We start from the raw sequence: 20548 nt of genomic DNA, 5'->3' as shown, positions 1-20548 counted from the left end.
GGCGGCCGGCCGCGCGGAGCGGCGCTACCCGGCGGCGCCGGCCGGGTGCTCGGCGCCGGGGGCGCCGCCGGCCTCCGGCGCGGCCGCACCGGGCGCGCCGGAGGCGCCGGCGCCGCCGGGCGAGCCGCCCCGGCGGGCGCGCGGACGCAGCCGCGCCGCGGCCGAGCGCGCGAGGTCGGCCACTGAGGGACCTCCGGCGAAGCACCACAGGGCGATGACCGGATCGCAGATCGCGCAGCCCAGCGAGGAGTGCTCGGCGAACGGCAGGATCGGGTTGCCGTAGAGGTGGTGCAGGGCGTCCCACACCGTGTGCAGCAGCCAGGCGACCCCGATCCACGCCCAGGAGTCCAGGCCCCGGTAGGCGCAGTAGGTCGCCACCGCCGTGAACGCCAGCTCCAGCGGGCCGAACCCGCCGCCGCTCAGGTAGGCGGCCCCGGCGCCGGCGACGAACACCGCGTTGAAGCGCCTGCGGTGCGGCTCGGCGATGAGGGAGTTCAGGGCGGCGTAGACCAGCCCGATCACGATCGGGGCGACGACGGTCAACATGGTGGAGTCCGGCCTCCTTCGAACGGTCGCGGGACGCGCTCGCGCCCCCGTGGGTCACGACCGTAGAAGCGCGGCCCGCGACCGGGGGAGTGGCCGGACGGCCAGATGCCGCCGGGTTTCTGCCAGGCCGCGGCGGCGCCCGCGCGCCGGGGCGAACGCCTGGTGCGCGTCGTCCACCCGCGCGCTCCCCGGCCTCCTCAGCCGCCCTCCGGACGGCGCCGCGAATCGAGCCAAACGCCCGCGGCACCGCGTCCGCCTCCGTTCCCTCGGTGGTTTCGGCGCGGTCGCGGCCGCCCGTTGCGGTCGGTGCCAAACGCCTGGACCGGGGTAGGGGGCGGGGCACGATCGCAAGCCCGCAGGTGGGGGCGCGCCGAGCACGGTGTGTCCGCTAACGTGTCCGATCGCGCCGCATCCGTGTTGCGGCGCGGTTAATGGGCCGGTTTGGCCCGCCCGACCGCCCCCGGGCCAGAAAGGCAGGAGCTTCAGATGGCACAAGAGCACCGCGAGCAGTGGGGGTCCCGCACGGGCTTCCTGCTCGCGGCGATCGGATCCGCTGTGGGACTGGGCAACATCTGGCGGTTCCCCTACATCGCCTACGAGAACGGCGGCGGCGCCTTCCTGGTGCCCTACCTCGTGGCACTGCTGACCGCCGGCATCCCGCTGCTCATCATGGAATACGCGATCGGGCACCGCTTCCGCGGCTCGGCGCCGGCGTCGTTCCGCCGGATGTCGCGGCCCACCGAGGCGCTGGGCTGGTGGCAGGTCGCCATCTCCTTCGTGATCGCGGTGTACTACGCCGTCATCGTCGCGTGGGGCGCCTGCTACGCCTGGTTCTCCCTGACCCAGGCGTGGGGCGAGGACCCCGACGCGTTCCTGTTCCAGGACTTCCTCCAGGTCTCGGAGGCCCCCGGCGCCATCACCGGCTACGTCCCCGGCGTGCTGTGGCCGCTGGTGGGGGTGTGGATCGTCGTCCTGGTCATCCTGGTGCTGGGTGTGCGGCGCGGCATCGAATGGGCCAACCGCATCTTCATCCCGCTGCTGGGCGTGCTGTTCGCGATCCTGGTGGTGCAGGCCCTGTTCCTGGACGGCGCTGAGGTGGGCCTCGACGCGCTGTTCGCGCCCGACTGGTCGGCCATCACCGACGGCAGCGTGTGGGTGGCCGCCTACGGCCAGATCTTCTTCTCGCTGTCGGTCGGGTTCGGCATCATGATCACCTACTCGTCCTACCTGCGCCGCCGATCCGACCTCACCGGGTCGGCCATGGTGGCCGGGTTCGCCAACAGCTCGTTCGAGATCCTCGCCGGCATCGGTGTGTTCGCCACCCTGGGCTTCATGGCCGTGGCCAGCGGGGTGCCGGTGGACGAGGTCGCCACCAGCGGCATCGGCCTGGCGTTCGTCGCCTTCCCGCAGATCATCTCCAACCTGCCGTTCGGCGCCGCGCTGTTCGGCGTGCTGTTCTTCGTGTCGCTGGTGATCGCCGGCCTGACCTCGCTGATCAGCATCGTGCAGGTCGTGGTGTCGGCGGTGCAGGACCGCCTGGGCATGCGCCGTGTGCCCGCCGCCCTGCTGGTGGGCGGTGTGACCGCCGCGGTGTCGATCCTGCTCTTCCCCACCAACCAGGGCCTCTACATCCTCGACGCCGCCGACCACTTCATCAACCAGTACGGCATCGTGCTGGCGGGCCTGGTGTCGGTCGTCGTGGTGGCCTGGATCGTGCGGCGCCTGCCCATGCTGGAGGCGCACGCCGCCAAGACCTCCGTGGTCGCCCTCACCTGGTGGTGGCGCATCACCCTGAGCGTGGTCACGCCGATCGTCCTCGGCTTCATGATGTACGACAGCCTGCGCGCGGAGCTGGCGTCCAACTACGAGGACTACCCGACGTGGTTCCTGCTCACGGCGGGATGGGGTGTGGCCGGGGCCGCCCTGGTGCTCGGCATCCTGATCTCGCTTCTCCCGTGGAAGAACCTGCCGAGTGCGACGGCCGACCCCGACGACCCCGAACCCGGGACCGCCGCCGCGGCCGACGACGCCGAGAGGGGGCGCTGATGTCCGTCGGAGCCATCGTGATGATGGTCCTCGCCATCGTGATCGTCTGGGGCGGTCTGATCGCGGCGATCATCCACCTCGCCCGCCACCCCGACCCCGACCCCGGCCCCGACGCGTGACGGGCTGAGGGCGCACCGAGGCGGAACACGGGGGTGTTTCGGACCCGTACGGGTCCGAAACACCCCCGCGCGCCTTTTCGCGCCCCGCGGCGCCGTCGGCGCGCTGTGCCAGAATGAGAGCCGCCGCCATGCGGCCCGCGCGCGCCCGCCCCGGCCGCCGCCCGCCCCCGTCACCGAGGACCGGCCCCCCATGAGCGACCCCTACAGCCCCCAGCCCTACGGCCCGCCGTACGGCGCCCCGCCCACCGGCCCCGACTACGCGCCGCACGGGGGGCACCCGGCGCCGCCGGGATACGCCGCCCCGGCGCCCGGGGGCTACGCCGTGCCCCACGCCGGCGGCTACGGCGCGCCGGGCCCGGGCCTGCCGCCGCCCCCGCCGGAGCACGCCGACCAGGTGTGGCCGCCGCCGGCGGGCTGGGGCGCGCGGGTCGGCGCCTACATCGTCGACACGCTGATCGCGCTGCCGATCTTCCTGGTCTGCTTCTACGGCGGCCTGGGCCTGATCATCTTCATCCTCGAAGGCCAGAACCTGCCCGAGGACCAGGAGGCGGCGATCGGGATCCCCACCACGCTCCTCTTCGGCGCCCTGGGGGCGTTCCTGTCGTTCAGCTACTTCTGGTTCCCCCACGCCCGCAGCGGGCGGACCCTCGGCAAGCGGCTGTTCGGCATCAAGGTCGTCTCGATGAAGACGGGCGAGCCCCCGTCGCTGGGGCTGTCGGCCGGGCGCCAGCTGGTGCACATCGGCATGGCCTCGGTCACCTGCGTCGGCTGGCTGATCGACGTGCTGTGGCCGCTGTGGGACCAGCCCTACCAGCAGGCCGTGCACGACAAGGCGGTCGGCACCCGGGTGATCACCGTGCGCGGCGCGGGCGCGGCCCCGCCGCCGGGGCGCCCCGGCGCGGCGTACTGACGCCGCCGGCCGCGCGGCCGCGCGTGGCGCCTGTCGCAGCGGGCCGGTAAGATCACCGGTCACCACCGGCACCGGCACCGGCACCGGCGCCGGCGCCCGGGCGCGGCCGGTCGAGCGGAAGGGCTCACACCATGGCCGACAGCACGGACAAGGCGGCACACGACGCCCGCTCCCTCGCGGTGTTCGCCGAGATCTACCTGCGGGAGTTCGCCGACCACGCGCCCCAGGACTTCGCCTTCGCCGACCTCGACACCCGCGCGGTCCTCGCCGAGGCCCACCGCCGCTGGACCGGCACCACCGCCTCGCTCGCCTACAACACCGACTCCAAGAAGGGCATCCGCACCCACAGCATCCTCGTGCCCCGCGACCTCGCCGCGCTCGCGGCCGAGGTCGCCAAGACCAGCCCGCTGGCCGCCGCGGCGGTCGAGGAGGAGCGGCTGCGCCGCTACGACCCCCAGAGCCGCGACCACCTGGCCGAGCGCGGCCGGATCTCCGAGCGGATCGGATCCCTGCTGGTGCGGGCCGGCCACCTCGGCGGCGCGGCCCTCAAGTACCGCGCGGCCCAGGACTTCCTCGCGGCCGCGGGCGAGCACACCGAGGCCCGCGCGGCGGGCCGCACCCGGCTTCGGGTGCTCGACCGCCTTGTCCGCCACCTGGAGGCCAGGCAGGACGACGTCCGCGCCGCGTCCGCGTCCGCCGACGACCCCGTGGCCTTCAACAGCGCCGTCGGCCGCCGGATGCGGATCACCCCAGGCAGCGGCGGATGGGAGTCCGAGCTGACGGCGGCGCGCCGGGAGCTGTACGAGCGCACCACCGCGGAGTACGGCCCGCTGCACGCCCGTGCCGTGTCGGCCGCGCGGCGCCTGGTCGAGGTCCTGCACGACATGGGGAAGCACCTGGACGCGTACCGCTTCGGCCGGGACGCCCTCGACCGGATCAGGAAGGCCGGCCGGAACACGGGCCGGGACCTCCTGCGCCGCGCCGACGAGACCCGCGCCCAGTACCGCGAGCGCGTCGGCGCCCCGCTCGCCGCGCTGGAGCAGCGGGTCCAGCGGGCGCGCGTGGTCTCGGCGCCGACCGACCCGAACGAATCGGGCTACCTGGGCGGCGAGCGCGGGATCAGCGGTCCGCCCGGCGGCGTGCGCAGGGCCGTCGTCAAGGCCGCGCAAGGCGTGTCCCCGGGCCGCCGGGCGCACACCACCCCGGCCCTGCCGGCCCCCCGGGGCGCCCGCCGGGGCTGACCCCGGTCCGGCCGCCCGGCGCCTCAGCGCCCCCGGGTGCGCCGCTCGTAGTTGCCGCTGGAGAAGAACGGCGCTTGCGGCGGACCGGGCGGTCCGCCCGTGGCGGCGGTGTGGCCCGAGACCGTGGGAGCGGGCCGGGCGGCCCGGCGGACGTCGGGCCGCAGGCCCCGCAGCGCGGCGCGCACCGGGTGGCCGCTGTCCTTGAGGTCCACCTGCTCCAGCTTCGCCTGGACCGCTTTCAGGTCCTGGGCGACGGCCTCGTAGGGCCCGTCGGCCGCGACCCGCGCGGCCACCGCCTTCAGCGCCTGCTCGGCCGCCCGCCAGCGGCCGTTGCCGCGCTGGGCCTTGGTCAGCTCCCAGCACGCCTGCCAGCCCTCGCGCACCGCCTCCCCGGCCTCGTTGTCCAGGGACGGCACCGCGACCCGGGCGCTCCACCCGATCAGGCGCAGGGCGGCGGCCACGCGCTCCTCGCCCGCGGCGAGCAGCAGGCGCTCGGCCCGGCCGTGGTCGCGGGCGCGCAGCGCCTGGACGCCCTCGCGGTACAGGGCGTCGCCCAGCAGGCGGTTGGCGCGCAGCGCGTGCATCCGCGCCGGGCCCCGGCGCCGCTCGACCAGGTGCGCTTCCAGGTCCTCGACCAGGGCGGGCAGGCGCTCCCGCAGCCGCGCGAGGTTGGCGGGCGTGAGGTCGTCGGCGAGCGGGGCCAGCTCCGCCAGCTCCCGGCGGAGGTCCTCCAGGGGTGCCGCCATGCCGCCGTCCTCTCGCCGCGGTTCGGGGGGCGGCACCGATTATGGCGCAAGCGCCCTCAGCCCTCGCCCAGGGCCTCGCGGGTGCGGCGGGCCCGCTCCGCGCGCGGGGTGAACGCCACCGGCAGGCGCTCGACGGTGTTGGCCATGAGCGAGGGCACCGGCTCCAGGGCGGCGGGGTCGGCGTCCAGGCGCAGGTCGGGGAACGCGGTGAACAGCTCCCGCAGGGCGATGGCCGCCTCCATCCGCGCCAGCGGCGCGCCCATGCAGTGGTGCGGGCCCCAGCCGAAGGCCAGGTGCCCGCGCTGCTCGCGGGTGGGGTCGAAGCGCTCGGCGGTGGACCCGTGCCAGGTCGCGTCGCGCCCGGCCGCGCCGTAGCACAGCAGGACAGCGTCGCCCGCGCGCAGCGCGGTGCCGCCGACCTCGACGTCGCGCAGCGCGTAGGCGAACGGCAGCGCGAACAGGGAGGTGTCCCAGCGCAGGACCTCCTCGACGACGCCCTCCCACGTGGCCGCGCCGTGCGCCAGGAACTCCAGGTGCACGGGGTGGGCCAGCAGCGCGCGCACGGCGTTGACCAGCACGCCCTCGGTGGTCTCGAACCCGGCGGCGAGGAACAGGTAGAGCATGTCGACCAGTTCGGTGTCGCTGAGGCGGTCGCCGCCGTCGCGCGCGGCGATGAGCGCGCTGGCGAGGTCGTCGGCGGGGGCGGCGCGGCGCTCCTCGATGAGGGTGCCCAGCACCTCGTGGATCTCCTGGTAGAAGGCGGCGCCCTCCTCCGGGGTCATGACGCTGGAGCCGAACCCGCGGCGCACCAGGTCGACCAGGCGCGGGCGGTCCTCCTCGGCGATCCCGAACAGCTCGGCGAGCACCCGCATGGGCAGCGGGAAGGCGAACGCCTCGCGCAGGTCGGCGCGCCCGCCGGTGGCGTCGAGACCCGCCAGCAGGTCGGCCACGATCGCCTCCACCCGCGGGCGCAGCCCGGCGACGCGGCGCGGGGTGAAGGCGCGCGACACCAGCGACCGCATGCGCCGGTGGTCGGCGCCGTCGGCGGTGAGCATGTTCCGCAGCAGGACGTTGCTCATCATGGGCCAGTCGTCGGGGACCTCGCCGTCGCGCAGCGCCCGCCAGTTGTGCCCCGAGCGCGAGAAGTCGCGCGAGGTCAAGATCTCCTGGAGTTCGGCGTGCCGCGTCACCGCCCAAACAACGACATCACCCGGGAGACGAACCTGGACAAGGGGGCCGATCCCACGGAGGAGCCGGGCCTGTCCGTGGACGTCGGCGGCTCGGGGGTCGAGCCGGACGGGGAGTTCGACGGGTTCCACGGGGCGCCTCCGTTCGCGGTGGCCTGGACGGGTGCGGGGGTGAAGGTGACCGGCAGGCTCTGCGGGCCGCGCCGGTAGACGGTGGGCAGGGGGCGGATGTCGTCGGCGGCCACGGCCAACCGCATGTCGGGCAGCCGGCGGCGCAGCGTCTCGACGGCGGTGGCGACCGCGCCGATGCCCATGCCGCGCGCGGGGCAGGCGTGCGCCCCCGCGCCGAAGGACAGGTAGGACTGGTTGCCCGAGCCCAGGGTCTGGGCGCCCAGCTTGGGGTCGCGGTTGGCGGCCAGGTAGCAGGGCACCAGCCCCTCGCCCGCGCGGACGGTGCGGCCCTCGATCACGACGTCGGCGGTGGGGAAGCGGCCCGGCAGGGTGGCGATGGGCGGATCGGTCCACAGCACCCGGTCCACCGCGTCGGACACGCTGACCCGCGCGCCGGCGACCTCGCTGGCGATGGCGCGGTCGGTGAGCAGGAGGCGCACGGTGCTGGCGATGAGGTTCTTCACCGGGTCGACCGAGGCGGCGATGAGCAGTTCGAGGTCGAAGGCGATCTCGATGTCGGTGAGGTTCTGCGGCGCCGACACCAGCGCCGCCACCAGGTCGTGGCCGGGCCCGATCTCACCCGCCTTCAGCGCGGCGCGCTTGGCCTCGGCGACGCGGGTGCCGTGCTTGACGAGCCGCTGCTGGGCCTGGATGGAGTCGGCGTCGACCTCCCACTGGCGGGCCATGCACTCCACCAGGTCGCCGAACTCCTCCTGGGTCATGCCGAACCACCGGTTGAGCATCAGCGCGGGCACCACGGCGGCGAAGTCGGTGACGATGTCGGCCCGGCCCTCGGCGCAGAAGCCGTCGACGGCGATGTCGGCGAGCTGCGCGGCGTCGATGCGCACCCGGGCGCCGCCGAGGGTGTCCAGCGCCCACTTGATGGCGGCCCGGCGGCGGCGGTGGCGCTCGCCGTCAAGGCAGAGGGCGTTGAGGCCGCCGCGGTCGCTGAACAGGGTGTGGATCGCCATGCCGGGGTGGAAGCGGCCCTCGACCTGCTCGCGCCAGTGCCCGGAGGCTCGGGGGAAGCGGTGCGGGTCCTTGAGGACCTCGGCCAGCGCGGAGTAGTCGAGCACGAGCCAGGCCGCCACGCCCGCCTCGAAGTCCACGGGCGCCAGGGCGCCGTAGGTGGCGCGGAGCCCTTCCAGGTAGTCGGCGGGGTCGACGCCGTCGGCGGTGAAGTCGGGGAGGGGGACGGCGTTGTCGTGGAGGGGGCAGCCGGCGGGCGGCCCGTCCTGACTGTGGCTGGGGCTCATAGGCGCGTTTCCAGTAATCCGGTAGTCGCGGAGAGTGGCGGGGTGGGGGTAGAGGGGTGCCCGGGCGGGAGCACGGGGGCCGGGCCGAAGATCGGCGGACATGGTAGCCCCAGACGATCATGCGCGCGAGAGTCCCAGGTCACGAGAATTCGGCTGCCGCGGCGCTTTGGGCCGCCGGGACGCTCCCCGGTGACCCAGCGTGCCCGGCGGTCCGTCCGGGCTAGGCGGTCCGGAGACGGTCGAGTCCGGTCGAGTCCGGTCGAGGCCGGTAGGGGCGGGCCGGGGAGGCCGCCCCCGCCCGGGAGCAGGGGGCGGGGGCGGCGTGTCGGGGGCGGCCGCGGTCACCGGCGCTGCCGGGCGGTGCCGCGCAGCGCCTCCGTCGTGGCGGCCACGATCCCCGGCGGTTCGGGGCCCAGGGCCGGCAGGACCAGCAGGACCGCGCGGGTGCGGATCGCGCGGGCGGCCAGTTCCCTCCGGTAGGCGGCGATGTCCTCGACGCGGTGCGGCGGCTCGACGCTCAGCGACTCCACCACCGCCGAGAGGAGGTCGCGCACGCCCGGGTCGAGGTTCACCGGGCGGCCGCCGCGTCGGCGGCGGCCAGCAGGAGGGCGAACCTGTCCAGGTCGTAGGACCCGACGGTGTCGCCGGAGCCGTGGTGCACCGCCTGGTAGTAGACGTCACCGGACTCGTCGGCGGAGTACCGCGCGCACCAGCCCCGGTGCGCCAGGGTGACGGCGACGAACCGCTCGTAGGTGTCGCGGTCCAGCGGGCGCGGTGTGTACTCGCGGGAGGGGAGGGGGGTCATCGCGGCCCCTCCCCGGACGCCCGGCGGCACTCGATCCACCGGCGTACGAGCGGCTGGAGGGCGGCGCGGGACGTCGTCGAGCCCGTCACCGCGCATGAGCGGGCGCGGCCGCCGCGCGGCCGCCGTCTTCTCGGGTTCGGGAGGGCGCCCGTGTTCGCCGGTCGCGTGCCGCGCCCGCTGCGGGCGGGCGTGCCCCGCGCCCCACTGCCCGGGGGCGCCCTCGCCAGGATGTGGCCTGTGCATACCGTGACCGTAGGTGTGCGGTACGCATCAGAGGTTCAGTGAATTGAACCCGGTTTCGCTGGTCAGATGACGCCCATCCGCCAGGCGAGGCCCCGCAACACCGGGTCCTTGACCCGGGCCATGTCGCGGACCGTCTCGCGGATCAGGGGCGAGTGCCGCACCTGGGCCGGGGAGAGGCGTTCGGCCTTCTGGAGTTCGCGGGCCGCCGCCTTGTCCCGGCCGAGCATGTGCAGGGCCCGAAACCGGTCCATGTGGAGGGCCGCCCTGCGGTTCCTCGACGCCAAGGCGCCGGTGTCGACACGGTCGCTGATGCGCATGGCCTCGCCGGGGTCCTCGGCCTCGACCGCGAGCATGGTCCGCCACACGCCCACGTTCGAGACCCCGAACAGCTCCCACGCCTGGGGGTCGTCGCCGGTGTCGAATCGCTCCGCCAGCCGCGCCGCCTCATCCGCCTGGCGGCGCGCCGCGTCGTGCTCACCGGACACCTGGTGCGCCAGCGCCGCGCTCAACCGCAGCATGCCGTAGACCTGGTGGGCCATCGGGTCGTCGCCGATGTGCGGCTCCAGTTCGTCGGCGATCCGGGGGGTGGCCAGCAGCGCCCGCGACCGGTTCGCCGAGGGGCGGGCGTGCGCGCTGTGGTAGGCCGCCGCCGCGCTCCACACGGGGTCCGCCAGCCACACCGCCGCCTGCCGGGCCCGGTCGGCGCTGATCCACGCGAGGTCGCTGTGTCCGAAGTGCCGCATGACGATGACGGCGAGGCCGCAGGCGGTGATGAGCTGGCGCAGGGCCTCGGAGCGGTCGGGCTCGGCCAGGTGCGCTCCGGCGTGCAGTTCGGACAGCACCCCCGGCAGGGTCCGCATCATGGCGTCGTAGTCGGTGCGGCGCAACCGGGTGTCGAGTGTGCGGAGGTCGGCCGCGGTCTGGTCGAGCGGGCGCACGGGCACGTCCGGCGGGTCGTCCAGGGAGTACTCGTGCAGGACCTCGCGCAGCCGGACGAGGTTGATGCCGGGGAGACGGGCGTGGACGTCGTCGGCGGGCCCGCCGAGGATGGTGTCCGCCGAGACCTCCAGCACCTCGGCGATGGCGGCGATGTCCGCGCGCTTGTCGAGCGGTATCCGCCCGTTCTCGACCATCGACATCCAGCCTTTGGACTTCCCGACGAGTCCCGCCAGGACGTCGAGGTTCATGCCCTTGGCACGCCGGGCCGCACGCACGCGCTCACCGATGGAGGGGGTTCGGGGGGAATCGTCCATTGCCACGCTCCAGGTCGGTCGACTCGCATCAACAGCCTAGGGCGGGGGCCTTCCGCGTGTCAGGGGATTGCGGCGTGCGCGGCGCCGGGGCGGTCAGGGGCGCAGGGTGAGGACGTCCACGGCCGCCTCCTCAACGGCCGGGCGGGTGAAGCGCATGGGGATGGTCTCGCCCGCGGCCCACAGCGGGGTCTGGTCCTCGCGGTGGGGGTGGAATGCGTGGCCCGAGGGGCCGGTGAGGTCGATCCAGCGGGACCGGTCGAAGTCGGCCAAATCGACCGTCATGCGCATCGACGGCACCGTCGTCACCGCGTAGCCCTCCGCCAGGTCCCAGCCCGTGGCGTTGACGACGCTGGTGCCGCCCCCCGACTCCACCGTGGAGCCGTTGAACACCCACTCCAGCGGGGCGATCCCCGACGACCCCAGCGACGGGTGGCCCGCGGTGAGGGTGTGCAGGTCACCCCAGCGCCACGACCGCGGGTCCTCGCCCAGGGTCTGGGCCAGCTCCTCGGCGGCGCGCTCCATCGCCTCGGCCAGGACCGCGTCGCGGCCGTCGGCCACCGTGCCCCGCCACCACGGCGAGCCGGGGTCCTCCAGCAGCCGGCTGACCACCAGCCAGCCGCGCGAGCCGCCGTCCATGGGGTAGCCGCTGCCCAGTTCGTCGAACGTGAGGTCGAGCAGGTGGTGCCAGACCGCGTTGTAGAAGGCCGCCGCCGCGAAGTCGGCGTCCTGCTGGAAGTCCCACTCGGCCAGTAGCCGGCGCCCCTCGGCGGCGGTGCCCTCGGCCGGGGCGTCGAGCAGGTAGGGGACGATCGCGCGGGCGCCGCTGTTCTCGTTGTCCAGTTGGATCTCGCCCATGTCGGCCGTTGTCAGCCCGCCGCGCCCCACGGCGTCGGCGAGCAGGGTGCGGATCCGCTCGGAGCGGTAGCCGTAGTCCCAGTCGGCGGTGAGCAGGTGGGGGTAGTCCGACCCGACGGCGGCCTGGTTGGCGGTGACGATGAACCCCGACTCCGGGTCGGTCACGGTGGGCAGTTCGTCGAAGTCGAGGTAGCCCCTCCAGTCGTAGTCGGAGTCCCAGCCGGGCGCCGGCCAGCGGCCGTCCCCGGCGCCGCGCACCGGGATCGTGCCCGGAGCCTGGTAGCCGATGGTGCCCTCGGTGTCGGCGTAGACGAGGTTCTGCGCGGGCACGGCGAAGGAGCGGGCCGCCTCGCGGAAGGACGCGAAGTCCTCGGCGGCGTTCATCGCGAAGATCGCGTCGGCCGTGGTGCCCGGCTCCAGCGCGGTCCAGCTCAGCGCCACCCCGTAGCCGCCCTCGGGTGCGGCGGCGGCCTGCTCGGCGGGGCGGCCCTCGGCGTCCACGGGCGGGGCCTCGCCGATGTCGCGCAGGTCCAGGGCGCTGGCCGCGTCCGAGAGCAGCGGGCCGTGGCGGGTGGAGCGGACGGTGAAGGTGACGTCGGCGCCCCCGGCCACCCGCACCGTCTCCTCGCGGGTCCGCAGCGGCTCGTGCTCGCCGTCGACCACGGCGGCGTCGCCCTCGATCCGCTCCAGGTAGAGGTCGGCGACGTCGGGCCCCAGGTTGGTGAACCCCCACGCGATGTCGGCGTTGTGGCCGATGACCACGCCCGGCAGCCCGGCGAAGCCGAACCCGGTGACGTCGAAAGGGCACGCGTCGGTGACCTCGGTGCAGTGCAGACCGGTCTGGTGCCACACCGAGGGCATCTGCGCCCCCAGGTGGGGGTCGTTGGCCAGCAGCGGCAGGCCCGAGGCGGTGTGCTCGCCCGAGACCACCCAGGAGTTGGAGCCCAGCCCCGAGGAGTGCGGGCCCACCAGCGGCGGGACGGCGGCCAGGCCCGCGCCGACCTCGGCCAGCGCGGGTGCGGCGTCGGCCGGGGGGAGGGCGGTGTCGCCGCCGTCACCGGCGCCCGGGCCGGGGTCCGGCTCGAACGCGCCGTCGCGGACCCGCCCGCCGGAGACGATCGGCGCGTGCTCCTCCTCGGGGTAGGCCGGGTACAGCTCCTCCACCTGCTCGCGGGTGAGCCCGTCGGCCACCAGCCCCGCCCGCTCGATCTCCTCGGCCATGTTGCCGCGCAGGTCCCAGGCCATGGCCTTGAGCCAGGCCAGGCTGTCCACGGCGGTCCAGGGCTCCACCTCGTGGTCGGGGCTGAGCACGCCCAGCACGGTGAACTCCAGGCCCAGCTCCCCGCCGCCCCGCTGGTCCAGGTAGGCGTTGACCCCCTCGGCGTAGGCGTCGAGGTAGGCGCGGGTGTCGGGCTCCAGCAGGTCGTACTCCCGCTCGGCCACGCGCCGCCAGCCCATGGTGCGCAGGTAGACGTCGGTGCCCACCTGGTCGGGCCCGAACAGCTCGGCCAGCCGCCCGGCGGTGGTCATGCGGTTGAAGTGCATCTGCCAGAACCGGTCCTGGGCGTGCACGAACCCCTGCGCCCGGAACAGGTCCTCGGCGGTGGCGGCGTAGACGTGCGGCACCCCGCGGCCGTCGCGGTAGACGGTGGCCTCGCCCTCAAGGGCGGGCAGCGCCAGCTCGCCCTGGGTCTGGGGGAAGGCGCGCCGCACGGACCAGAACCCGGCCGCGGCGGCCAGCAGCGCCAGGCCGGTCACGACGCAGAGCGCGCCCACGGCCCACCGTTTGAAACGTGTTCTAGTCCCGGCCATGGGGAGACTCTAGTGGGGCGCGCCACACCCCCCGGTCACGGGGTCGGCGCTCCGGCCCGCGCGGGCGGGAACCGCACTCACGCCGGGGCGGGGAGCGCCGGCGCGCGGCTCAGTCGTCGGGGTCGGGCCGGGCCGCCTCGCGCCGGGGGCCCGCGGCCCGACCGTTCCAGGTGGCCACGGCGCACACGAGCAGGGTGAGGGCCGAGGCCGCCAGCCCCCAGAACGCGAAGACGCCGACGAAGCCGATGTCCTCGCAGTCGTACTGGGCCGGGTAGCTGGCGAACGCCCGCACGCAGCCCAGCGGCAGCACCCGCAGGGCCAGGTCGCTGAGCAGGCCGTCGGAGCCGATCACGAGCATGCCCGCCGCCCAGCCGATCGCGATGAGGACGAACGCGGCGAACAGCCGCCGGACCGTGTTCCTGACCATGGCGCCCCTGTACGCGAGAGCGGGCCGTGCGCCGGCCGCCGGCTGATCGCGGCTCCGGCCGTGGGCTTTACGAGGTGACTGGCGGTGGGCGGCACAAGCGGGCGAAGACGCGTGGCGGCCCGCCGGCCGCGGCGGCGCGGTGCAAGGCGTGCGCTGTGGTGATTCAAGCACACACCGGCCCCGCTGCGCAGGGCGGACGCCCGGCCGCGAGCGGACACGGGGCCCGCGCGGCGGCCGGACCGCCGTCCCCGTTCCCGGGCCTACTCGCGCCGCTGCTCGGAGTGGCCCAGCGACCGGTGCGGAGCGACGCGGTCGCGGACCGCGCGCTTGAGGGCGGCGAGGTCGGGGAACCCGCCGTCGTCGGCGCGCGACCACAGCCGCTCCTGGTCCAGGCGGACCTCGAAGACCCCGCCCGTGCCCGGGATCAGGGCGACCTCGCCGAGTTCGGTGCGGAAGGTCGTCAGCAGCTCCTGCGCCGTCCAGGCCGCGCGCAGCAGCCAGCGGCACTGGGTGCAGTACTCGATCTCCAGCCGGGGGTGTCGGGTGGTGGCCATGGCGCCCATTGTGCTGGGGGCGCGGTCGCCGGGTGCGCACCGGGGGGCCGGCGTGCCGTGAGCGGGCCCCGGCGACCGCGCGTTCACACGGCGGTTGCGAACTCGGCCGCCCGGGCGCGGGCCCGGGCGAACTCCGCCAGGGTGGTGGGCGGTGCGCCGCCGTAGCGCTGGATGTCGTCGGTGACCGGGTAGGGCTCGCGGCGTGAGCCCACCCGCCGGAAGGACTCCCACAGGTGGCGCAGGTGCTCGACGGCCACCGGGTCGCGGTAGAGCAGGTGGGCCTGGCGCTCCCAGCGGTCCTCGGGGAGGTCGGTGTAGGAGACCCCGTGGGCGGCGGCGGAGTCGAAGGCGGTGACGATCTCGGCGACGCTGCTGACCTGGCCGGTGAGCAGGCACACGGGGTCGGGGTCGGGGATGGAGCCGGGATCGGCGGTGGGGTCGGCGAGCAGCGCGGCCGCCACCCGGGCGACGTCGGCGGCCGCCACGAGCGGGAGCACGGTGCAGGGCGAGCCCAGCGGCAGGGCCAGCCGGCGTTCGTCGCCGGCGGCCAGCACCACGGCGAGGTCCTCGAAGAGCACGCCCGCGCGCAGGTGCACGGGGTTCAGCCCCGCGCGGTCCAGGACCCGCTCGGCCAGCCAGTGGCGGCGCGCGTGCGGAGCGGGGGCCTGCGGCGAGGCGGCGAGCTGGGACACGGCGACCACGCGGTCGAGGCCGCCGGCGGCCGCGGCCTCGGCGAACGCGGCGGCGGCGTCGAGCAGACCGGCGGCGACCGGGTAGGTGAAGAACGCCCGCCGAACACCGCGCAGAGCGGGGAGGAGGTCGCCGACCTCGCGGAGGTCGGCCACGGCCACCTCGGCGCCCGCGCGGCGCAGCGCGGCGGCGCGGTGGTCGTCGGCGCGCACGAGGGCGCGCACGGGCACCCCGCGCTCCAGCAGCAACCGGGTGACCAGGCCGCCGGTGGCACCGGGGGAGCCGCCGGCGGCGCCGGTGACCAGCACCGGGCGCGCTGAGGCGGTGGAGCCCGCGGCGGCGCGGAGGGCGCTGCGGGCGGCGGAGCGGGACGGCGGCATGGTTCCCCCTCACCTCGGACCGGACGACTTGTTCGAACATACATTCGATCCGCGGGTTGCGGCAAGGGTCTGTGCACGGCGGCCCGCCACCGCCTCCCGCCACGGGGTCCCAGACCGGTCGGCGCCCTCTCCCTCCGGCCCGCGCACCCCTCCGTGGCGGCCGGGCCGGAGCGGGGCGGGCCCGCCGGGCGGCCGACCGCCCCGCCCGCGGGCCCGCCCGGCGCGCCTCCACCGCGCCGCCGGGGCCTACCCGGCGGCCGCCAGGTCCGCCCGCAGGTGGCGGGCCGTCAGCGAGTGCTCGTCCTTGACCAGGTCGTGCGGAGTGCCCTCGAACATGATCCGGCCGCCGTCCTTGCCGCCGTGCGGACCGAGGTCGATCACCCAGTCCGCGTGCTTGACCACGTCGAGGTCGTGCTCGATCACGACCACGGTGTTGCGCGCGTCCACCAGCCGGTCCAGCAGCGCCAGCAGGGTGTCGACGTCGGCCATGTGCAGCCCGTTGGTGGGCTCGTCGATGATGTAGAGCCCGCCGCGCTTGGTGAGGTGGGTGGCCAGCTTCAGCCGCCGCCGCTCGCCGCCCGACAGCGAGCTCAGCTCCTGGCCCAGCGTGAGGTAGCCCAGCCCCACCTCGATCAGCTGCCGCAGCTGCGCCGCGATCCTCGGCTCGGTGAGGAACCCCGCGGCCTCCTCCGCGGTCATCGCCATGACCTCGGCGATGGTGCGGCCGCGCAGCCGGTAGGCCAGCACCGAGGTGTCGTAGCGCCGCCCCTCGCACGCCTCGCACACCATGGTCACCGGGTCCATGAACGACATCTCGGCGGTGATCTCGCCCCGCCCCCCGCAGGCGGAGCAGGCGCCCTTGGAGTTGAAGCTGAACATGCCCGGGTCCACCCGGTTGGCGTCGGCGAAGCTCTTGCGCAGCGGGTCCATGATGCCCAGGAACGACGCGGGGGTGGAGCGGCTGGAGGCGGTGATGGCCTGCTGCCCGATCAGCACCGCATCGGGGTGGGCGGCGGCGAACACGTCGGTGACCAGCGTGCTCTTGCCCGAGCCCGCCACCCCCGTGAACACGGTCAGCACGCCGGTGGGCACCGCCACCGACACGTCCTTGAGGTTGTGCCGCCGGGCGTTGTCCACGCGCAGCCAGCCGCGCGGCTCGCGCACAGCCTCCTTCAGCCCGGTGGTCCGCCGCAGGCACCGCCCGGTGAGGGTGTCGCCGGCGCGCAGCCCCTCGGGCGGCCCCGCGTACACCACCTGGCCGCCGTTGGCGCCCGCCAGCGGCCCCATGTCGATGACGTGGTCGGCGATCGCGATCACGTCGCGGTCGTGCTCGACCACCAGCACCGTGTTGCCCCGGTCGCGCAGCGCCTTCAGCAGGCGGTTGAGCCGCCCCACGTCGTGGGGGTGCAGTCCGGTGCTGGGCTCGTCGAACACATAGGTCATGCCCACCAGCGACGACCCCAGGTAGCGCACCATCTTCAGCCGCTGGGCCTCGCCCCCCGACAGCGTGGTGGTCTCGCGGTCCAGGCTGAGGTAGCCCAGGCCGATGTCGCTGAGCCGGCGCAGCGCGGCGGCGGCCGAGCGCGCGATGGGAGTGCCCTGGGGGTGGTCGATCCCCTCCAGCACCCCGATGAGGTCGTCCAGCTCCATCGCGGTCCAGTTGGCGATGTTGCGGCCGTCGATGCGCGAGGCCAGCGCCGCCGGTGCCAGCCGGGCACCGTCGCACGCCGGGCACCGCCCCTCGCGGATCACCGCCTGCACCGCCTCGCGGCTGCGCTTGCTCATACCGGAGATGTCGCGCTTGAGGTAGAGGCGCTCGAAGCGGTCGGCGATCCCCTCGTAGGTCATGTTGTAGGTGCCGCTGCCGGTCTCGACCGGGACCTTCAGTGTCTTGTCGCGCCCGCCGTGGAGCAGCGTGTGCCACTCCTCCTCGGTGAACTCCCCCAGGGGCTTGTCGCCGTCGAGCACCGCCGTCCACATGCTGCCCGCAATGCCGCCCTCGAACGGCCGGAACCGCACCCCGCCGTCGTTGAGGGAGCGGGACAGGTCGAAGAACGTGTCGGGGTCCAGCTCCACCTTGCGGCCCAGGCCCTGGCACTCGGGGCAGGCCCCGGCGGGGGTGTTGAAGGAGTAGGCCGAGGACATCCCGGCCGAGGGCTCGCCCATGCGCGAGAACAGCACCCGCAGTTGGGGGTGGATGTCGGTGGCGGTGCCCACCGTGGAGCGGGAGTTGCCGCCCACCGGCTTCTGGTCCACCACGATCGCCGCCGAGAGGTTGTCGACGTGGTCGGCCTCGGGCTTCTCGTACTTGGGCAGGAACCCGCGCACGAACGCCGGGTAGGTGTCGTTGAGCTGGCGCTGGGCCTCCTGGGCCACGGTGCCGAACACCAGCGAGGACTTGCCCGAGCCGGAGACGCCGGTGAACACGACGATCCGGTTCTTGGGGATCTCGACGGAGACGTCCTTGAGGTTGTGCACCCGCGCGCCGCGGATGACGATCGGCGGCGCGGCGGCGGGCGCATCGGTGGACGCGCCGCCGGACGGGGAGCCCTCGGTGTCGGGGGAGGGGGCTGACCGGGTCATGTGGGTCCTCTCAGGGGGTGGCGCCGCCGCGCGGGCATGCGGCGGCAGACCCCTACAGGCCAGGGGTCGGATCGGGTCGGGAGTGCCTCAACTCTGACCCGTCCGACCCGCAAAGGCAAACGCGAGTCGTGTGTTCACATTTGTCTGACCTGCGAAAACGCCGTAGGTCCCGGGCGGCGCGGCGCGGTGCCGCGCGGCACCGCGCGATGTCAGCCGGCCGTGGCCTCCATGGCCTGGGCCACGAGTTCCACGGTCCGCAGCCGGCCCTCCAGGGTCCCGGCCTGCGGCGCGACGATCAGCTCGTCGGCCTCGGCGTGCCCGGCGAACCAGGCGAGGTACTCGCGCACCTCGCCGGGCGTGCCCACGGCCGAGTACGTCGCCATCTGCATGACCTGCCGGCCCGCCGGGGAGTCGAGGGCGGCGTCGGCCTCCTCGGGGGTGAGCGTCCGCCCGCGCGCCAGCAGTTGGGCGGCCATGCGCCGCCGCGCCAGGTGCGCCTGCTCCTTGGCCTGCTCGGTGGTGTCGGCGGCGGTGGCGTTGACGCCGGCGATCACGTAGGGCTCGGCGAGCTGGTCGGAGGGGCTGAACTCGCGCCGGTAGAGCGCCACGGCCTCCTGCAACGCGGCCGGGGCGAAGTGCGAGGCGAAGGAGTAGGGCAGCCCCAGCGCCGCCGCGAGCCGGGCGCCGAACAGGGAGGACCCCAGGATGTACAGCGGCACGTTGGTGCCCTTGCCGGGAATGGCGTCCACGCCGGGGATCCGGGAGTTGCCGGTGAGGTAGCCCTGCAGCTCCAGCACGTCCTGGGGGAAGGTGTCGGCCGAGGCGGGGTCGCGGCGCAGCGCCCGCATCGTGTTCTGGTCGCTGCCGGGCGCGCGGCCCAGCCCCAGGTCGATGCGGTCGGGGTGCAGCGTGGCCAGGGTGCCGAACTGCTCGGCGATGGTCAGCGGCGCGTGGTTGGGCAGCATCACCCCGCCCGCGCCCAGGCGGATGCGGCGGGTGAGGGTGGCGATGTGGGCGATCAGCACGCTGGTGGCCGAGGACGCGATGGTGGCCATGTTGTGGTGCTCGGCGTACCAGATCCGCCGGTAGCCCAGTTCGTCGGCGCTGCGGGCCACGGCCGCGCTGGCTTCGAAGCTGTCGCGTGCGGTCATGCCCTCGTTGATGGGCGCCAGGTCGAGCAGGGAGACGGGGACGGACACGGCGTGCGGCCTTTCGACGGCGGGACGGGAACGCGCGGCGCCGCCGGGCGCCGCGCCGGGGAGTGCGGGCGGGGCGGACCGGATCGGCCGCGCGCCCACCTTGGGGCAACAGCGCTGTTCATCCGGTTTGTTCCGTGCGCGGGCGCGGCGCCGGGCGCGCCGCCGGGTTTCAGCCCCGCGCACCGGGCCAGTGGACACCCACCGACCCGGTGCACATCGACCCGAACACCGACCGACGACGAGGGGAGGACCCATGCGAGCGGTGACGTGGCAGGGCGTCGAGGACGTCCGGACCAGCGAGGTCCCCGACCCCGGGATCCGCGAGCCGACCGACGCGGTCGTCGAGGTGACCTCGACCGCCATCTGCGGTTCGGACCTGCACCTGTACTCGCCCCTGGGCACGTTCATGGAGCCCGGCGACATCCTCGGCCACGAGGCGATGGGCGTGGTGCGCGAGGTGGGGCCCGAGGTCACCGGCATCGCCCCCGGCGACCGCGTGGTGATGCCGTTCAACATCTCCTGCGGCCACTGCGCCATGTGCCGGGACCGCTACTACGCCCAGTGCGAGACCACGCAGGTCCGGGAGTTCGGCAAGGGCGCCGCGCTGTTCGGCTACACCAAGCTCTACGGGCACGTGCCCGGCGGGCAGGCGGAGTACCTGCGCGTGCCCCAGGCCCACTTCGGCCCGATCCGGGTGCCCGAGGGGCCGCCCGACACCCGCTTCCTGTTCCTCTCCGACGTGCTGCCCACCGCCTGGCAGGCCGTGGCCTACGCCGACATCCCGCCCGGCGGCTCGGTGGCGGTGATCGGGCTCGGCCCCATCGGCCAGATGTGCGCGCGCATCGCCCTGCACCAGGGCGCGGGAGAGGTGTTCGGCGTCGACGAGGTGCCCGAGCGGCTGGCCATGGCCGAGCGCTACGGGGTCAGCGTGGTCGACGGCGGCGCCGAGGACGACCCGGCGGCGGTCATCCGCGACCGCACCGAGGGGCGCGGACCGCACTCGGTGATCGACGCTGTCGGCATGGAGGCCCACGGCGCGCCGGCGGGCAAGGCCGCCCAGACGGCGGCGCGGCTGCTGCCCGACGCGGTGTCCGAGCGGCTCATGCAGCGCGCCGGGGTGGACCGGCTCTCGGCGCTGCACCTGGCCTTCGACGTGGTGCGCCGCTGCGGCACGGTGTCCATCAGCGGCGTCTACGGCGGGCAGACCGATCCGCTGCCGATGATGGACCTCTTCGACAAGGGCGTGACGATCCGGATGGGCCAGGCGCACGTGCGGCGCTGGACCGACGACATCCTGCCGCTGCTGGTCGACCCCGAATCCGACCCCCTGGGGGTGGACGACTTCACCACCCACGTGATGCCGCTGGACCGCGCCGCCGAGGCCTACGACATGTTCCAGCACAAGCGCGACGGCGCGGTCAAGGTGGTGCTCCGGCCGCAGGCGGCGGCATAGCGCGGGCGGGCGGCGCGGCGGACGCGGCCGGGCGGGCGCGGGCTCCGTGTGGTGTGCGCCGCCCGAGCCGAG

Annotated in this window: 18 protein-coding genes; 5 read left to right on the top strand and 13 right to left on the bottom strand. The window is 74.9% G+C overall.

Translation table 11 applies throughout. The annotated features are described in order from the left end of the window. Nucleotides 1-24: 24 nt before the first annotated feature. A complete protein-coding gene (locus tag HNR12_RS07855) occupies nt 25-546 on the bottom strand; it encodes a DUF6010 family protein (RefSeq protein WP_218901891.1) in 522 nt (173 codons plus the stop codon). 486 nt (nt 547-1032) lie between these two features. Between HNR12_RS07855 and HNR12_RS07850 the strand changes: the two genes are divergently transcribed. The 4 genes from HNR12_RS07850 to HNR12_RS07835 all read left to right on the top strand — a co-directional run bounded on the left by HNR12_RS07850 (nt 1033) and on the right by HNR12_RS07835 (nt 4862). Then, nucleotides 1033-2592, top strand: coding sequence for a sodium-dependent transporter (locus tag HNR12_RS07850; RefSeq protein ID WP_179766861.1), 1560 nt, complete (start codon nt 1033-1035; stop codon nt 2590-2592). Then, complete coding sequence (locus HNR12_RS07845) at nt 2592-2711, top strand: methionine/alanine import family NSS transporter small subunit (RefSeq protein WP_179766860.1); 120 nt, start codon at nt 2592-2594, stop codon at nt 2709-2711. The genes HNR12_RS07850 and HNR12_RS07845 overlap by 1 nt, the downstream gene beginning before the upstream one ends. Before the next feature lie 190 nt (nt 2712-2901). Next, nucleotides 2902-3621, top strand: a complete 720-nt coding sequence (locus HNR12_RS07840) for an RDD family protein (RefSeq protein WP_179766859.1) — start codon at nt 2902-2904, stop codon at nt 3619-3621. A gap of 131 nt (nt 3622-3752) precedes the next feature. Then, nucleotides 3753-4862: a hypothetical protein gene (locus HNR12_RS07835; protein WP_179766858.1), complete on the top strand. Its 1110-nt coding sequence runs from the start codon at nt 3753-3755 to the stop codon at nt 4860-4862. Between the two features lie 23 nt (nt 4863-4885). On the opposite strand, the gene HNR12_RS07830 is transcribed toward HNR12_RS07835, so the two are convergent. The 12 genes from HNR12_RS07830 to HNR12_RS07780 form a co-directional block, all read right to left on the bottom strand. Beyond that, nucleotides 4886-5608, bottom strand: a complete 723-nt coding sequence (locus HNR12_RS07830) for a hypothetical protein (protein ID WP_179766857.1) — start codon at nt 5606-5608, stop codon at nt 4886-4888. Nucleotides 5609-5664: 56 nt separating this feature from the next. Then, nucleotides 5665-6798 (bottom strand): cytochrome P450 family protein, encoded by a 1134-nt coding sequence (locus HNR12_RS07825; RefSeq protein ID WP_308118567.1) that lies wholly within the window; start codon nt 6796-6798, stop codon nt 5665-5667. After that, complete coding sequence (locus HNR12_RS28305; protein WP_246425028.1) at nt 6795-8222, bottom strand: cytochrome P450; 1428 nt, start codon at nt 8220-8222, stop codon at nt 6795-6797. Before HNR12_RS28305 ends, HNR12_RS07825 begins: the two co-directional genes overlap by 4 nt. A 341-nt stretch (nt 8223-8563) precedes the next feature. Further along, nucleotides 8564-8794, bottom strand: a complete 231-nt coding sequence (locus tag HNR12_RS07820; RefSeq protein WP_179766855.1) for a hypothetical protein — start codon at nt 8792-8794, stop codon at nt 8564-8566. Beyond that, entirely contained in the window at nt 8791-9027 is a 237-nt protein-coding gene (locus HNR12_RS07815; protein WP_179766854.1) for a hypothetical protein, read from the bottom strand. The genes HNR12_RS07820 and HNR12_RS07815 overlap by 4 nt, the downstream gene beginning before the upstream one ends. A 305-nt stretch (nt 9028-9332) precedes the next feature. Further along, nucleotides 9333-10523 (bottom strand): helix-turn-helix domain-containing protein, encoded by a 1191-nt coding sequence (locus tag HNR12_RS07810; protein WP_179766853.1) that lies wholly within the window; start codon nt 10521-10523, stop codon nt 9333-9335. 93 nt (nt 10524-10616) lie between these two features. Beyond that, nucleotides 10617-13190 (bottom strand): penicillin acylase family protein, encoded by a 2574-nt coding sequence (locus tag HNR12_RS07805; protein ID WP_179766852.1) that lies wholly within the window; start codon nt 13188-13190, stop codon nt 10617-10619. A gap of 109 nt (nt 13191-13299) precedes the next feature. Further along, entirely contained in the window at nt 13300-13617 is a 318-nt protein-coding gene (locus HNR12_RS07800) for a hypothetical protein (protein WP_179766851.1), read from the bottom strand. Nucleotides 13618-13877: 260 nt separating this feature from the next. After that, the gene (locus HNR12_RS07795) at nt 13878-14171 is read right to left on the bottom strand and encodes a SelT/SelW/SelH family protein (RefSeq protein ID WP_179766850.1); all 294 of its coding nucleotides are present in this window, start codon (nt 14169-14171) and stop codon (nt 13878-13880) included. An 83-nt stretch (nt 14172-14254) separates the two neighbouring features. Then, nucleotides 14255-15241, bottom strand: coding sequence for an NmrA family NAD(P)-binding protein (locus tag HNR12_RS07790; protein ID WP_179766849.1), 987 nt, complete (start codon nt 15239-15241; stop codon nt 14255-14257). Between the two features lie 246 nt (nt 15242-15487). Further along, nucleotides 15488-17824, bottom strand: coding sequence for an ATP-binding cassette domain-containing protein (locus tag HNR12_RS07785; RefSeq protein WP_179766848.1), 2337 nt, complete (start codon nt 17822-17824; stop codon nt 15488-15490). A gap of 209 nt (nt 17825-18033) precedes the next feature. Then, on the bottom strand, nt 18034-19023 hold the full coding sequence (locus HNR12_RS07780; protein WP_179766847.1) for an MsnO8 family LLM class oxidoreductase: 990 nt from the start codon (nt 19021-19023) through the stop codon (nt 18034-18036). 253 nt (nt 19024-19276) lie between these two features. Between HNR12_RS07780 and HNR12_RS07775 the strand changes: the two genes are divergently transcribed. Next, nucleotides 19277-20476 carry a zinc-dependent alcohol dehydrogenase gene (locus HNR12_RS07775; RefSeq protein ID WP_179766846.1) on the top strand — a complete coding sequence of 400 codons (1200 nt, stop codon included), beginning with the start codon at nt 19277-19279 and terminating at the stop codon, nt 20474-20476. Nucleotides 20477-20548 lie beyond the last annotated feature (72 nt).

It is taken from the genome of Streptomonospora nanhaiensis (assembly GCF_013410565.1).
In the GTDB taxonomy this organism is placed as follows: domain Bacteria; phylum Actinomycetota; class Actinomycetes; order Streptosporangiales; family Streptosporangiaceae; genus Streptomonospora; species Streptomonospora nanhaiensis.
This window is presented reverse-complemented; position numbering and strand designations above follow the sequence as displayed.